We start from the raw sequence: 13,202 nt of genomic DNA, 5'->3' as shown, positions 1-13,202 counted from the left end.
CTCGCGTCCCCGGCTCCTGACTTGCCAACACCCGGGGCCCCCGTCTGTTGGGTCGCGCACACCCCATGCTGGGCAGGCAGGCGGGCAGGTTCCAGGTCCGTGGGTGCCCGCCCGACTTATGCCCCGAGGGGCCCATTCCTAGCCTTGAGCCATGACTGACGAGCGCCTCCACAAATCCCTCTGGACGGTGACGACCCCGCCCCGGGACTTCCCCCGCCTGCCCGGCGACCTGGCCGTGGACGTGGCCATCATCGGCGGCGGCATGGCGGGCCTGACGACGGCCTGGCTGCTCAAGCGCGCGGGCAAGAAGGTGGTGGTGCTGGAGATGCACCGCGTGCTCTCCGGCCAGACGGGGCAGACCACCGCGCACCTCACGGAGCTGCTGGACACGCCGTACACCACGCTGCTCCAGGACTTCGGCGACAAGGGCGCCCACCTGGCCGCGTCCTCCGTGCGGGCCGCCATCGAACAGATTGCGTCGCTGGTGGAGTCGCACTCCATCCCGTGCGGCTTCACGCGGGTGCCGGGGTTCCGCTACGCGGAGACCGAACGCGAGCTGCGCGAGCTGCTGCTGGAGGTGTCCGCCGCGCGGCAGGTGGGGCTCTTGGCCTCGTTCACCCAGGACGTGCCCCTGCCGTTCCCCGTGAAGGGCGCGCTGCGCGTGGAGGACCAGGCGCTGTTCCATCCGCGCGAGTACCTGCTCGCGCTCGCGGACCGCATCCCCGGGGATGGCTGCCACGTCTTCGAGAACACCCAGGTCGTGGACCTGTACGACGGCACGCCCTGCCGCGTCGTCACCGAGCACGGCACCGTCACCGCGCAGACCGTGGTGGAGGCCACCACCACGCCGCTCAACCGCGTGGCGATGCACACCAAGCTCTACCCCTACCGCACCTACGCGGTGGCGGGCCCGCTGACGGGGCCGCTGGAGCCGGGCCAGTACTACGACAGCCGCGACCCCTATCACTACATCCGCACGCAGCAGGTGGGCGGCGTGCCGTACGCCATCGTGGGCGGCGAGGACCACAAGGTCGGCGCGGAGGAGGACACGGCCTCGTGCTTCGCCGCGCTGGAGGACTACACGCGCAAGCACCTGCCCGTGAAGGACATCACCCACCGCTGGTCGGGCCAGGTCATCGAGCCCGCGGACGGATTGCCCTATCTCGGCCGCAACGTGGGCAGTCGCCACGTGTACGTGGCCACGGGCTTCTCCGGCACGGGCATGACGTTCGGGACGCTGGCGGGCATGGTGCTGTCGGACCTCATCCTCGGCAACGAGAACCCCTACGCCGCGCTGTACGACGCGGGCCGCGTGAAGCCCAGGGCGGGCGCGAAGGACTTCCTCCAGGAGAACGCGGACGTGGCCTTCCGCTTCGTCGCGGACCGGCTGGCGAAACCGGACGGCCACCACCTGGCGGACGTCGCGCCGGGCGAGGGGAAGATTCTCGAAGTGGAGGGCCGCAAGGTGGCCGTCTACCGCGAGGACGACGGCACCGTGCACGCGGTGTCCCCGGTGTGCACGCACCTGGGCTGCCACGTGCACTGGAACAACGCGGAGCGCTCGTGGGACTGCCCGTGTCACGGCGGCCGCTTCAGCCCCACCGGCCGGGTGCTCAACGGCCCCGCGATGAAGGACCTGGAGTCGCGGAAATTGCCGGTGAAGTGAAAGTGCGAGCGGGTGGGCTTCCCTTCGCGCGGATCCACCCCCATCTATCAGCACCTACATCGTACCCGGAGGCGACATGCACGCGCTGGAGCTCCTCAAGCAGCAGCATGAAGAGGTGTCCAAGCTGTTCAAGAAGTACGAGAAGCTGGCGGATCACGACGACGAGCAGCGCCAGGAACTCTTCGAGCAGGTGGCGGACCGGCTCGGGGCGCACGCGAAGATTGAAGAGCTGTACTTCTATCCGGCGCTCAAGAAGGAGGACACCGAGGACGAGCTGCGCGAGGCGGTGGAAGAGCACCTCGTCGTCAAGCGCCTCATCGCGGACCTGCTGGACCTGGAGGCGTCCGACGAGGAGTTCGACGCCAAGATGAAGGTCCTCCAGGAGAACGTGGAGCACCACGTCGAGGAGGAGGAGAAGGAGCTCTTCAAGTCCGCGCGCAAGCTCCTGAGCAAGGAGCAGCTGGAGGACCTGGGCGTCCAGATGGAGGAGGAGTTCGACACCCTGATGGAGGGCGAGCCCCGCATGGACGTGCCCGAGGAGACGGAGCGCGCCGCGCCCATCTAGTTCCAGCGCAAGGAATCGGGGTTGCGCGGGGCGCGGGGCCGGGCAGCATGCGGTCCATGCCACGCGCACCCGCTCCGTCCCTTCCGCAGCTCCCTGATGCGTACACGCCGGCCGTGCGGCGTGCCCTCCTGCGCGCCGACCCGGCGCTGGCCCCGCTCTTCAAGGCGGTGGGCCCCTTCCGCATGGAGCGGCAGCCGCTGCACAGCCCCTTCGAGGCGCTGGCGCACTCCATCGTCTACCAGCAGCTCCACGGCCGCGCAGCGGCGACCATCTTCGGGCGCGTGTGCGAGCGCGTGGGGCAGGGCCGGGGCTTCACGCCGGAGAAGCTGCTGGCGCTCCCGGACACGACGCTGCGCGAGGCGGGGCTGTCCGCCAACAAGCTGCTGGCGTTGCAGGACCTGGCGCGCAAGACGGTGGACGGCACGGTGCCGCCGCTGGCCCGCGTGCGGCGCATGTCCGACGCGGACCTCGTGGAGCACATCACCCAGGTGCGGGGCATTGGCCCGTGGACGGTGGAGATGCTGCTCATCTTCCGCCTGGGCCGGCCGGACATCCTGCCCGTGGACGACTACGGCGTGCGCAAGGGCTTCATGGTCGCCCAGGGCCTGAAGGAGATGCCCAAGCCCAAGGCGCTCCTCGCGTACGGTGAACGCTGGCGCCCGTTCCGCACCGTGGTGAGCTGGTACCTGTGGCGGGCGGCGGACCTGCCCGTGGGCACGTTCGCGCCGCCCGAGTCCTAGCTCCAGGACACCTGAGCGCGAGGCGCTACGAATCCCGGCCGTTGAACGGCATCGGCGTGAGCTTGGAGACGTCCACGCCGTCCAGGCAGCGCACGTTGACGGCGTACATCTGCTTGCCATCCGGGCCCTTGCCGGTGCCGTAGGACTCCACGCCGCACGTGGGGCAGAACAGGTGGTCGATGACCTTCTTGTTGAACTGGTAGAGCTTCTGGCTGTCCACGCCAGCGACGGGCTTGAACTGCTCGGGCGACACGAACGTCAGCAGCAGGCCGCGCTTGGAACAGATGGAACAGTTGCAGCTGACGACCTGCGCCAGGTCCGTCTGCGCCTCGTACCGGACCTGTCCACAGTGGCATGCACCCGCGTACGTCTTCATCTCCGCCATGACTCTTCCTCCAAGAGGTTGTGAAGCCCGGGCCGGAGCGCGCGCTCCGCCTGGCCGGACCGTGGCGCGCATCAATGAATGGAGGCAGCGGGGACTGCAAGCGACTCCGGGAGCACGCGGCCCCCGGAGCGCTCTTTGCGGCGGTGCGTCAGGACTTCGGATCAGTCAGAGGCCGTCATCACGGAGACCATGCGCACGAAGCGACGGTCGGTGCTCACCGCGGCGATGACGTAGCCGCCCGTCCAGCCCGGCGCGCCGCAGCCACGGCAGCTCCAGCCGGTGACATAGAGGCGGTTGCTGTTGCGGGAGATGGCGGTGATGAAGGCCGTGGCGCCCTCCACCTCGTCCACGGACGGGGTGCCGGCGACGGTGGTGCCGCTGAGCCGCTCGATGAGCTCCTTCACCGTGATGGGCTCGAAGATGCTGCTCTGCGGGCCGAAGTAGGAGCTGAACGCGTAGCCCAGGGTGGCCTGGTTCGCGACGCCCGCACCGTTGGCGATGTAGCCCTCCTGGATCCGCGACGAGTTCGCCAGCGGGCCGGTGGCGCCGTACAGCGACGCGGCGGTGCCGGCGACGGGGCTCAGGTACAGGGGCGCGGCCACCGTGTTCGCGTCGTTCAGCTCATAGAAGTCCGCGAAGTACTTCGCCGCGGTGCCCGTCAGCGACTGCTGGAAGGGCGTGTCGTTGAGGCGGGTGGTGAGGTAGGTGCGCTCGGCGCTGTCCACGCCCGTGGGGCCGCCGGTGTCGTTGAGGAACGCGTTGAGCGCGGTGCGGATCTCCGCGCGGATGATGGTGGCGCCGCCCGGGCTGGTGGTGCCGCGCGCGGTGGTGACGCTCGCCTCGAAGGCGGGGATGCTGGTGGTGGACGTGGCGAACGCCGCCGGCGTCGTGAGCAGGACGAGCCCGCCCACGAGCGACTTCATCGACTGGGACATCATGGGAACCTCTTCGTTCGCGGACGCCGGAAGCCCGGCCCGCGTTCAGGGGGGAGAATGCGGACGACGGCGTGGCAAGTACCACGGCCGGCTGACATGCCCCGCGTGAGGTTCCTGTGACGTTCCTTCCGTGGAAGGTTTCACGCAACGGACTGCGGCGTGGGCTCCGGGGCGCGGCGGCGCAGGGGCACGAGCAGCCCGAGGAACGCGGCGGACAGCGCGACGCCCAGCAGGAACACGTTCGCGTAGCCCCAGTTACCGAACTTCGGATCCGCGAGCACCCCCGCCAGCGGCCCGGCGGGCGCCTTGCCCGCGACCTCCATGCTGGCCAGCAGCGTGAAGTGCGTGGCGCCGATGCGGCGGTCGGTGCGCGACATCATGAAGGCGAACATCACGGTGGTGAGCGCGCCGCCGAAGAACTCCTCGGTGAGGGTGACGCCCAGCACGCCCGCGTCGTTGACGCCCACCTGCGTGAGCACCCAGCGGCCGGCGAGCGGTATCAGCCGCAGCGTGCCGGTGAGGGCCACCGCGCGCAGCAGGGGCAGCCGCGCGGCGAGCAACCCGCCACAGGTGGAACCGAGCAGTGACGCGGCGGTGCCCCACGTGCCCACCCACAGGCCGATCTGCGCGGGCGTGTAGCCGGCGTCCACGAGGAAGGGCTTGTAGAGGACGTCGGACATCGTCTCGCCCAGCTTGTACGTGCCGATGAAGAGCAGCAGCCACCCGGTGCCCGGCACGGTGAGCACGCCCTTGATGCGCGAGAAGAGCCCGGCCCAGTCCAGCTTCGGCGCGGGGGGGCCTTGCTCCGCGTGATGGGGCGGCTCGCGCACGAAGAGGACGACCGTGAAGACCGCGAGGCACAGCGCGGACATCACCCAGAACAGGCCCGACCACCCGATGCGTGAGCTGGCCCAGACGAGCAGCCCGCCTCCGGTGAGCATGCCCAGCTTGTAGCCCACGACCTGCGCGGTGTTGCCCAGGCCCAGCTCCTCCGGACGCAGCAGGTCCACCGCGAAGCCGTCCACCGCGATGTCCTGAGTGGCGGCGAAGAGGTTCATCACGAAGATGAGGCCCAGGAGCAGCGGCAGCGAGTCCCGGTCCGAGGCCAACGCGGCGCAGGCACACGCCACGGCGAGCCCCGCCTGCATGGGCAATATCCACGAGCGGCGCCGGCCCACGCGCTCGGACCCGTAGCGGTCCACCAGCGGGGCCCACAGGGCCTTGAGCATCCACGGCAGCGACAGCGCGCCCGCGAACCCCAGCGCGGCCAGCGAGACGCCGCGCGTGCGCAGGTAGACGGGCAGCGCCGTGACCTGGAAGCCGAACGGCAGCCCCTGCACGAAGTAGAGCGCGCACAACAGCCACAGCCGGGACGGGAAGCGTCGCATGGTCGCGGCCGAGCATAGGCGAGGCGGGGGCCTATACTCCCGGGCTTCCCACCGCGTGGGGACTGGACGAAGAGGGGCACATGCCGGAGCAGGCTGGAACCGAGTCGGGGATCATCGTCGTGGAGCTGGCCGCCGACCACGAGCTGGAGGCGGACCACGTGGACGCGGTGGTGGAGGTGAAGGCGTCGGCGTTCTTCACCGGCGCCGCGGCCTTCACCAACGCGAAGGAGGTGGCGGCGCTGGTGCGAAGCCTGGAGGACCTGGGCGTGCCCCGGACGGCCTTCACGCTCCAGGCGGTGCAGGCGGAGACGAGCGAGGGGCTGCTCACGCGCTCCTCCTCCGCGACCTACACGGTGCGCATCCGCCTGGAGCAGCTGGAGCGGGTGGGGGACGTGCTCGCGGCCTGCACCACCGTGAAGCAGGCGACGCTGCGCGAGCTGCGGTGGGGCTACGCGCGGGAGCTGGCGGCGCGCCAGGAGTGGATGGAGGCGCTGGCCGGGGAGTCGGTGAAGAAGGCGCGCCGGGTGGCCGCGGGGCTGGGCGTGAAGCTCGCGGGGCTGCACCGCTTCAGCGAGCGCACGTCGGAGTCGCTGCCCTTCAACCCGGGCCGAGGCGGCTACGGGGGCGGCAATGAGGACGTGACGCCCCTGTCCTCCGCCGTCTCCTACGGCAAGGGCCGCGCGTCGATGGGCTTCACCGTGGCGCACCGCAAGCGGGTGCGCGTGATGGCCACGGCGGAGTTCCGCACGGCGCCAGCCCCGGAGTCGTGACCGGGGCCGGGCCGCTGTCCGTCAGGGAGCGGGCGTGTGCTGGAGGACGAGCGCCTCCAGCCGTTGCAGCGCCTTCTCCAGCGTCTCCCACGATGGGCCGAAGGACAGGCGCACGTAGCTGCGGAAGCGCGAGGCCCGCGCGCGGCGCTTGCCGGGGTTCACGTCGAAGAACTCACCCGGCACGGTGATGACCTTGTGCTCCAGCGCGGCGCGGAAGAAGGCCATGCCGTCGTTGAGCGGCGCGGGCAGCCCGGACAGGTTGCCCCAGACGTAGAACGTCCCGTCCGGCGCCCGGTCCGTGCGGATGCCCAGCCGCTCCAGCCGCGAGTGGAACCTGTCCCGCTTCTCCCGGAAGGTGGCGTGGATGGCGCGCGTCTCCGCCACCACCGTGTCCTCCTGGAGCAGCGGGATGGCCGCGCGCTGCAGGGGCCGGCTGCCGCCGCCGTCCAGGAAGCTGCCCGCGCTCGACACCGTGTCGATGACCTGCTTCGGCCCCACCGTCCACGTCATGCGCCAGCCCGGGTAGCGCCAGTTCTTGGTGAGCCCGTCGAAGAGCACCACCGGGTCGCGGTTCACGTCCTCCACGTACCGGGCGGCGCTCTCCACCGGCAGCACGCCCGGGCGGCCCGTCCAGATGTAGTGCGAATAGAACTCGTCGATGAGCAGCGAGCACTCCAGCTCGCGCGCGACGCCCACCCACCGCGCCAGTTCGTCTCCCTGCACCAGCTTGCCGGTGGGGTTGCACGGGTTGGAGAAGAGCAGCGCGGACAGGCCGCGCCCTTGAATCTCGCGGCGCAAGTCCTCGTGCGTGAAGGCGTAGCCGCGCTCGCCCTCCAGCAGGATGGGGATGGCGGTGAACGCCTTGAAGACGTCCAGCAGCTCCTCGTAGGCGGTGTAGTCGGGCAGGAAGTGGCCCAGGTTCACGCTGCCCAGGCTCGCCGCGGCGCGGGTGAGGGCCGCGCGGCCTCCGCCGGACAGGCACACGTTCTCCGCGCTGTACTGGCTGGGCAGGCCCTTGCGGTAGAGGCGGTTGTAGAGGCTGGCGATGGCCTCGCGCACCTCCCACAGCCCCGCGACGGGCGCGTACTCCTGGTCCGCCATGTCCACCGTCACCTGGCCCACGCGGGGCGGGGCGCCGGGCAGGTCGCCCGTCTCCGGCTGACCCTGGCCCAGGTTGCACCACTCGGGGTCGCCGGGACGGTAGCCGCGGCGCGTGGCCTCGGCGGTGACGAAGATGACGCCCGTGCGGGGCACGGTACGAAACGCGTGCAGGGGGATGCTTTCACTCACGGGGGACACGCTAGCGCGCCCCCCGCTTCGGTGCAGCCTTTCAGCCTTCCAGCGACGCGCGCAGGAACCAGGCGTGCTTCTCGAACTCGGTGATGATGCCGGTGAACAGGTCCACCGTGTCCGTGTCCTGGTGGGACTCCACCTGCTTGCGGCTGTCGCGCAGGCCGGCCAGGTAGACCTCGATGCGCTCGGCCAGCAGCTTCACGTGCTCCAGGTCGCGCGACGTCTCCTGCGGGTACTCGGGCAGGCGGCTGTGCGTGCCCACGTGGCGGCTGGTGCCGTACGCCCGGCCGCCCAGCGTCACCGCGCGCTCCGCGATGGAGTCGTTGTGGTTGGCGAGGCTCACCGCGAACGTCTCGAACAGCGGGTGCAGCGCGGCGAACTGCGGGCCCTTGATGTTCCAGTGGGCGACCTTGATCTGCGAGTGCAGGTCCAACCCGTCCGACAACCGCTCGTTGAGGGTGGCGTTGATGGCCGTGCGGGCCTGCTCGGAGAGGGGACTGGGGCTCTTGTAGAGGGCCATGGAGAAGCGCTCCTTCTTGGGAAGAGGGTTGGAAAAAAAGCGCCCCCCGGTGTCTCCACCGGAGGGCGCGAGGCGCCATTTCAAGTCGGAAGCAGGCCCTAGGACTCCAGGCCTACCGCCGCCGCGTGGATGACGCTTGCGATGCGGACCGCGTCGTGGACGTGGTCCTCGGTCAGGCCGCCATCCAGCACGACCTTCTCGTGAGACTGGATGCACATCTCGCAGCCGTTGATGGCGCTGACGGCGAGGCAGACCAGCTCGAAGTCCACCTTGTTCGTCAGCACCTGCGCGAGCCGGTTCATCCGCAGTCCCGCCCGCTTGGTCGCGTACGACTCCTTCCCGACCATGTGACGGAACCGATAGAAGACGTTGTTCATCGCCATCAGCGAAGCCGCCGCACGCGCGTCCTCGATGACGGGACCGGACTTCTCACCCAGCGCCGTCTTCGCCTCGTTCAGCATGGCCTCCTTCAGCCGGTCGTTCCGGGCGGCGAAGGCGCATGCCACGGCCACACCCCAGCGCTGCTCGGGGGTGAGGGACGTGCTCTCCAGGACGGCGGAGAGGTTGAGGCGGGTGTCCTTGTGGGCGTCCGCGAGTTCGCTGCGGACGACTTCGAGCGAGGCCATGGTCCGTTACCCCGCCTTCTGCAGCTTCGTGGTGAGCGTCTCCTCACCCTTCTGCCAGTTGCACGGGCACAGCTCGTCCGTCTGGAGCGCGTCCAGCGTGCGGACGGTCTCCTTGACGTTGCGGCCCACGGACAGGTCGTTCACGGACACGTGGCGGATGATGCCCTCGGGGTCCGCGATGAACGTGGCGCGCAGGGCCACGCCCTCTTCCTTGTGGAGGATGCCGAGCGCGCTGGACAGCTCGCGCTTGATGTCCGCCAGCATGGGGAAGGGCAGGTTCTTCAGGTCCGGGTGGTGCGTGCGCCACGCGTGGTGCACGAACTCGCTGTCGGTGGAGAGGCCCAGCACCACCGCGTCGCGGTCGTTGAAGTCCTTGTTGTGCTTGCCGAACTCCGCGATCTCCGTGGGGCAGATGAACGTGAAGTCCTTCGGCCACGCGAACAGGACCGTCCACTTGCCCTTGTAGGTATCGTTCGTGATGTCCTGGAACTCCTTGTTCTTCTCCAGGCTCACGGTGCCCTTCAGCTTGAAGTTCGGAAGCTTGTCGCCGACGGTCAGCATGGATTCGACTCCTTGGGATGGGGGGCGGGCCATCGTGGTCCACCCCAGAGGTTGTGGTTGCTACGGGGTATAGCAGCTACCGTGCCAGTGCTTCGTCCGCTGTGATTCCAGGGGTTTGCTTCGAACCCCATCATCAGCACCGGCCGGTCGGTGCTGCCGGGATGGTGAATAACGAAATCCCGGTGCTTGTCGCCACTGCAATTTCGGTGGGTCGCTATTATCGCCTACACATGCCGGATGAACTGATGGGGCGCCACCCGGAAGTGACGCAGGATGCTCGGGAGCTGGTCGAGCTGGCAACCACTGAAGAGGGGGTGGGGGAGCTGCTCCGTCGGGGACTGGACTGGCTGACCCGCGTGGTGCCCTTCGACCTGGCCACGCTCTTCCTCCTGAAAGAGGGAAAGCTGGAGGCGGTCGCGGCGCGCGGCCCCCTGGCCAATCAAGCGGTTCGCCACCACTCGCTGAAGCTGTCGGACTTCCCTTCCTTGCGTCACGCGCTGGAGACGCGCCGCGCGCGGGCGTTCACGGAAGAGGACCACGCGCACGGGGATGGCGACCCGTTCGACGGGGTGCTGGATTTGCCCGCGGGGCACTCGTGCATGGTGGTGCCGCTGTGCGCGGGGGAGCGCTGCTACGGCGTGCTGACCCTGGACCGTGCGGAGTGCGTCGCGTACGCGCAGCCGGTGGTGGACCTGGTGGAGGTGTACGGGCAGATGCTGGCCACGGCGCTCCAGGGCGCCGAACAGCGAGGCGTGGCGGAGCGGCTGCACCGCCAGGACCACGAGCACGCGAAGCTCCTGGAGTCGCAGCTGGGCGGGGACTCGGAGGGCATCCTGGAGTCGTCGCTCAGCCCGGTGATGCGCGACCTGTCCCGGCGCGCGCGGCAGGTGGCGGAGACGGACACGCCGGTGCTGATCACCGGTGAGACGGGCACGGGCAAGGAGCGGCTGGCGCGGGCCATCCACCGCTGGAGCTCGCGCGGGGACCAGCCCTTCGTGTCGCTCAACTGCGCGGCGATTCCGGCGGGCCTGCTGGAGAGCGAGCTGTTCGGCCACGTGAAGGGCGCCTTCACCGGGGCGAACCGCGACCGGGCGGGCCGCTTCCAGATGGCGAACGGGGGCACGCTGCTCCTGGATGAGATTGGCGAGCTGCCGGTGGAGCTGCAGGCGAAGCTCCTGCGCGCGCTCCAGGAGAAGGCCTTCGAGCCGGTGGGCAGCGACAAGACGGTGAAGGCGGACGTACGCATCCTCGCGGCCACGCACGTGGACCTGCACCAGGCCATCGCGCAGAAGCGCTTCCGCGAGGACCTCTTCTACCGATTGAGCGTCTTCCCGCTGCGGCTGCCGCCCCTGCGCGAGCGGCGCGAGGACCTGCCGCAGCTCACCGTGTTCCTCCTGGAGGAGCAGGCGCGGAGAATCGGCCGGCGCGGCATGCGGGTGACGCCTTCCGGGCTGGAGCGACTGGCGGCGTATGACTGGCCGGGCAACCTGCGCGAGCTGGCGAATGCGTTGGAGCGCGCCACCATCCTGACGAGCGGCCAGGAGCTGTCGGCGCAGTCGTTCGACCTGTCGGTGGGGCGTGCTCCCGCGAGCGCACAGGCTCCTTCACTGGAGGCTCCGGCGCCGTTGTCCGCCGGGACGCCGGTGGCGACGCTGGCGGCGGTGCAACGCGAACACATCCTGCGGGTGCTGACGCTCACCCGGGGCCGCGTCTACGGCGAGGGCGGAGCGGCGGCGCTGCTGGGGCTCAAGCCGTCCACGTTGCAGAGCCGCATGAAGAAGCTGGGCATCGCGCGGGTGGAGGGCTTCACGACGGCCGAGGAGGCGTGACGGGCGGGGCCTTCTTCGCGGCCCCTGCCCGCCGTCCACCGCGGCTTCAGTACCAACGGCTGTCCTCGCGGGCCTCGCGGCGGTCCTCGCGAACCTCCTGACGGTTCTGCGCCTGTTCGGCGCGCGCCAGCTGGACCAGGTCCGCCATCAGCATGCGCTTGCGCTGGACGCTGCCACCGTCCATGCGGCCGTAGAGGTTCTCCAACTGCTGGGCGATGGAGCGCGTCTCACGCAGGGCGCGGGACTCCTGGCGGGCGTCGCGCACGTCGTCGCGGCGGTCCTGGCGGTCGTCGCGGCGGTGGCCGTCGTAGCGCACCTCGCGGGTGCTGGAGCGCACCTCGCGCTTGTCCTGGGCCAGCTCGCGGTGGGACTCGTTCAGCTCCGCGGCCACGTAGTCGCGCAGCTCCTGCTCCACCCGCATCAGGTCGCGGCGCGCGTAGCGCCCCCGGGCCGAATCGTACCGGGCGAGCAGCGACTCCACCTCCCGCAGGTCGTGGCGATCATCGCGGGTCTCGCGGACGTCCTGACGCAGCTCCTGCCGGTCCTGCATCGGCTCGGACGGCCTGCGGAAGTCACCTGCGTGGGCCAGGACCGGGAGGGACAGCGCCATCGTTGCCAGCAGCCACTTCGTCGCCATGAGGGAGTCTCCTGAAGAGCGTGTCTGCCCTGATGGACGGGGCAGCACGTCGCGCATTCAAGGGCCTGGACTCCCCCTGCATGTACTCCCGCCGCCTACGACACGGCGGGTGCGGGGGCCTGCTTCGGCGCGGGGGGCGCCACGGGGTAGTGGGCCTCCTTGCCGAAGGGCTGGTCGAAGAGGTGCGGATCCGACTGGCGCGTGCGGAAGAGGTCCACGATGTAGTTCATCCGCTGATCCAGCTTGCTCCAGTCCTTCGCCGCCGTGCCCTTGAGGCTGTCGGGCGACGAGTCCAGGCGGCCGAGCAGCTCGCGCAGCTTGGGGTCTTCAATCGTGCCCAGGTGCGGCGGGAAGAGCGTCTTCTCCATGCCCGGGGGCGGCGGCAGATCATTGCCCAGCTTCAGCGCGCCGCCGGGGACCGCGAGCTTCATCATGTGCTCGGTGGCGATGCCGCGGAACACGCCCGCCAGCTTGTCCACCAGCGGGTTGACTGCGAGGTCCACGACGCCCGACTTGATGGCGGCCTTGGCGGCGAGGTTGGCGGGGAAGGGCAGCGCGTTGGCGCCCGCCTCGATGGTCTTGTCGAGGATGTTGCGGAAGACGTCCTTCACCGGCGAGTTGAGCGCCTTCTCCACGTAGGACTGGAGCTGGGTCTGCTCGTGCAGGCCCACGGTGTCGTTGGCCCTCAGCATCAGCTCGGCCTTCTTGTTCGGGTCCTTCTCGAACATGGCCTGCGCGTAGTCGCCGAAGGCCGCCTTCAGGAGCGGCTTGTCCTGGGCGAAGCCGTCCAGGTACTTCTGGAGCTTGGCCGGGTCGAGCTGGGTGTCACCCTGGAAGGTCTCCACGAAGCGGGCGAACTCGTGGCCCACCTCCTTGAAGACGAACTGGTTGCCGTCCGCGATGGCCTTGCTGACGTTGTTGAGCGCGTCCGAGCCCGCCTTGGCGATGTCGCCCAGGGGCAGGGTGGGCAGGCCCAGCTTGCGAAGCACGTCGTCCACCCTGGACATGGCCTCGCCCACGACGCCGCCGCCCTTGAGGGCGTCCACGAACAGCTTGGGCATGTCCTCCTGGCGGATGCTCGAGCCGGCCTGCTTCGAGGCCCAGGTGGCGAAGGTGGACCAGTTGGCGTTCTCCTTGCCCAGCAGGGTCCCCATCGCGTCGGACAGGTCGTGGTAGCCCTGGGTGATGGCCAGGTTGCGCTCCACCGGGTCCGTCATCGCGGAGATCTTCGCTACGTCCGCGGCGGTGGGGTAGGTGCCCGGGGTGGGGCGCGGGCCGCTCCCCTGG

The 13,202-nt window shown here is 69.8% G+C and carries 14 protein-coding genes; 5 read left to right on the top strand and 9 right to left on the bottom strand.

The window, feature by feature from the left end:
- Positions 1–151 precede the first annotated feature (151 nt).
- From D7V97_RS29315 to D7V97_RS29305, 3 genes are all read left to right on the top strand, one after another.
- The gene (locus tag D7V97_RS29315; RefSeq protein WP_120613933.1) at positions 152–1,666 is read left to right on the top strand and encodes an FAD-dependent oxidoreductase; all 1,515 of its coding nucleotides are present in this window, start codon (positions 152–154) and stop codon (positions 1,664–1,666) included.
- A gap of 76 nt (positions 1,667–1,742) precedes the next feature.
- Complete coding sequence (locus D7V97_RS29310) at positions 1,743–2,231, top strand: hemerythrin domain-containing protein (protein ID WP_120613932.1); 489 nt, start codon at positions 1,743–1,745, stop codon at positions 2,229–2,231.
- A 56-nt stretch (positions 2,232–2,287) separates the two neighbouring features.
- On the top strand, positions 2,288–2,971 hold the full coding sequence (locus D7V97_RS29305; protein ID WP_120613935.1) for a DNA-3-methyladenine glycosylase: 684 nt from the start codon (positions 2,288–2,290) through the stop codon (positions 2,969–2,971).
- A gap of 25 nt (positions 2,972–2,996) precedes the next feature.
- Here the strand turns inward: D7V97_RS29305 and D7V97_RS29300 are convergent, their stop codons facing one another.
- The 3 genes from D7V97_RS29300 to D7V97_RS29290 all read right to left on the bottom strand — a co-directional run bounded on the left by D7V97_RS29300 (position 2,997) and on the right by D7V97_RS29290 (position 5,679).
- Complete coding sequence (locus D7V97_RS29300; protein ID WP_120613931.1) at positions 2,997–3,356, bottom strand: GFA family protein; 360 nt, start codon at positions 3,354–3,356, stop codon at positions 2,997–2,999.
- Positions 3,357–3,517: 161 nt separating this feature from the next.
- Positions 3,518–4,294 (bottom strand): hypothetical protein, encoded by a 777-nt coding sequence (locus D7V97_RS29295; protein WP_120613930.1) that lies wholly within the window; start codon positions 4,292–4,294, stop codon positions 3,518–3,520.
- Positions 4,295–4,431: 137 nt separating this feature from the next.
- A complete protein-coding gene (locus D7V97_RS29290; protein WP_120613929.1) occupies positions 4,432–5,679 on the bottom strand; it encodes an MFS transporter in 1,248 nt (415 codons plus the stop codon).
- Positions 5,680–5,759: 80 nt separating this feature from the next.
- Here D7V97_RS29290 and D7V97_RS29285 point away from each other — a divergent pair, with 80 nt between their 5' ends.
- Positions 5,760–6,449, top strand: coding sequence for an SIMPL domain-containing protein (locus tag D7V97_RS29285; protein WP_120613928.1), 690 nt, complete (start codon positions 5,760–5,762; stop codon positions 6,447–6,449).
- Positions 6,450–6,470: 21 nt separating this feature from the next.
- Here D7V97_RS29285 and D7V97_RS29280 read toward each other — a convergent pair whose 3' ends face one another.
- The 4 genes from D7V97_RS29280 to D7V97_RS29265 form a co-directional block, all read right to left on the bottom strand.
- Positions 6,471–7,739 carry a pyridoxal phosphate-dependent aminotransferase gene (locus D7V97_RS29280; protein ID WP_120613934.1) on the bottom strand — a complete coding sequence of 423 codons (1,269 nt, stop codon included), beginning with the start codon at positions 7,737–7,739 and terminating at the stop codon, positions 6,471–6,473.
- 40 nt (positions 7,740–7,779) lie between these two features.
- The gene (dps, locus tag D7V97_RS29275; RefSeq protein ID WP_120613927.1) at positions 7,780–8,262 is read right to left on the bottom strand and encodes a DNA starvation/stationary phase protection protein Dps; all 483 of its coding nucleotides are present in this window, start codon (positions 8,260–8,262) and stop codon (positions 7,780–7,782) included.
- 98 nt (positions 8,263–8,360) lie between these two features.
- On the bottom strand, positions 8,361–8,888 hold the full coding sequence (locus tag D7V97_RS29270) for a carboxymuconolactone decarboxylase family protein (RefSeq protein ID WP_120613926.1): 528 nt from the start codon (positions 8,886–8,888) through the stop codon (positions 8,361–8,363).
- A gap of 6 nt (positions 8,889–8,894) precedes the next feature.
- Positions 8,895–9,449 (bottom strand): peroxiredoxin, encoded by a 555-nt coding sequence (locus D7V97_RS29265; protein WP_120613925.1) that lies wholly within the window; start codon positions 9,447–9,449, stop codon positions 8,895–8,897.
- Between the two features lie 230 nt (positions 9,450–9,679).
- Between D7V97_RS29265 and D7V97_RS29260 the strand changes: the two genes are divergently transcribed.
- Complete coding sequence (locus D7V97_RS29260; protein WP_233583296.1) at positions 9,680–11,278, top strand: sigma 54-interacting transcriptional regulator; 1,599 nt, start codon at positions 9,680–9,682, stop codon at positions 11,276–11,278.
- A 46-nt stretch (positions 11,279–11,324) separates the two neighbouring features.
- On the opposite strand, the gene D7V97_RS29255 is transcribed toward D7V97_RS29260, so the two are convergent.
- Both D7V97_RS29255 and D7V97_RS29250 read right to left on the bottom strand, forming a co-directional pair.
- Entirely contained in the window at positions 11,325–11,915 is a 591-nt protein-coding gene (locus D7V97_RS29255) for a hypothetical protein (protein WP_120613923.1), read from the bottom strand.
- Between the two features lie 95 nt (positions 11,916–12,010).
- Positions 12,011–13,202 (bottom strand): hypothetical protein (locus D7V97_RS29250; protein WP_120613922.1); only part of this gene is annotated, 1,192 nt, incomplete at its 5' end.

The organism is Corallococcus sp. CA053C, assembly GCF_003611675.1.
GTDB lineage: Bacteria > Myxococcota > Myxococcia > Myxococcales > Myxococcaceae > Corallococcus.
This window is presented reverse-complemented; position numbering and strand designations above follow the sequence as displayed.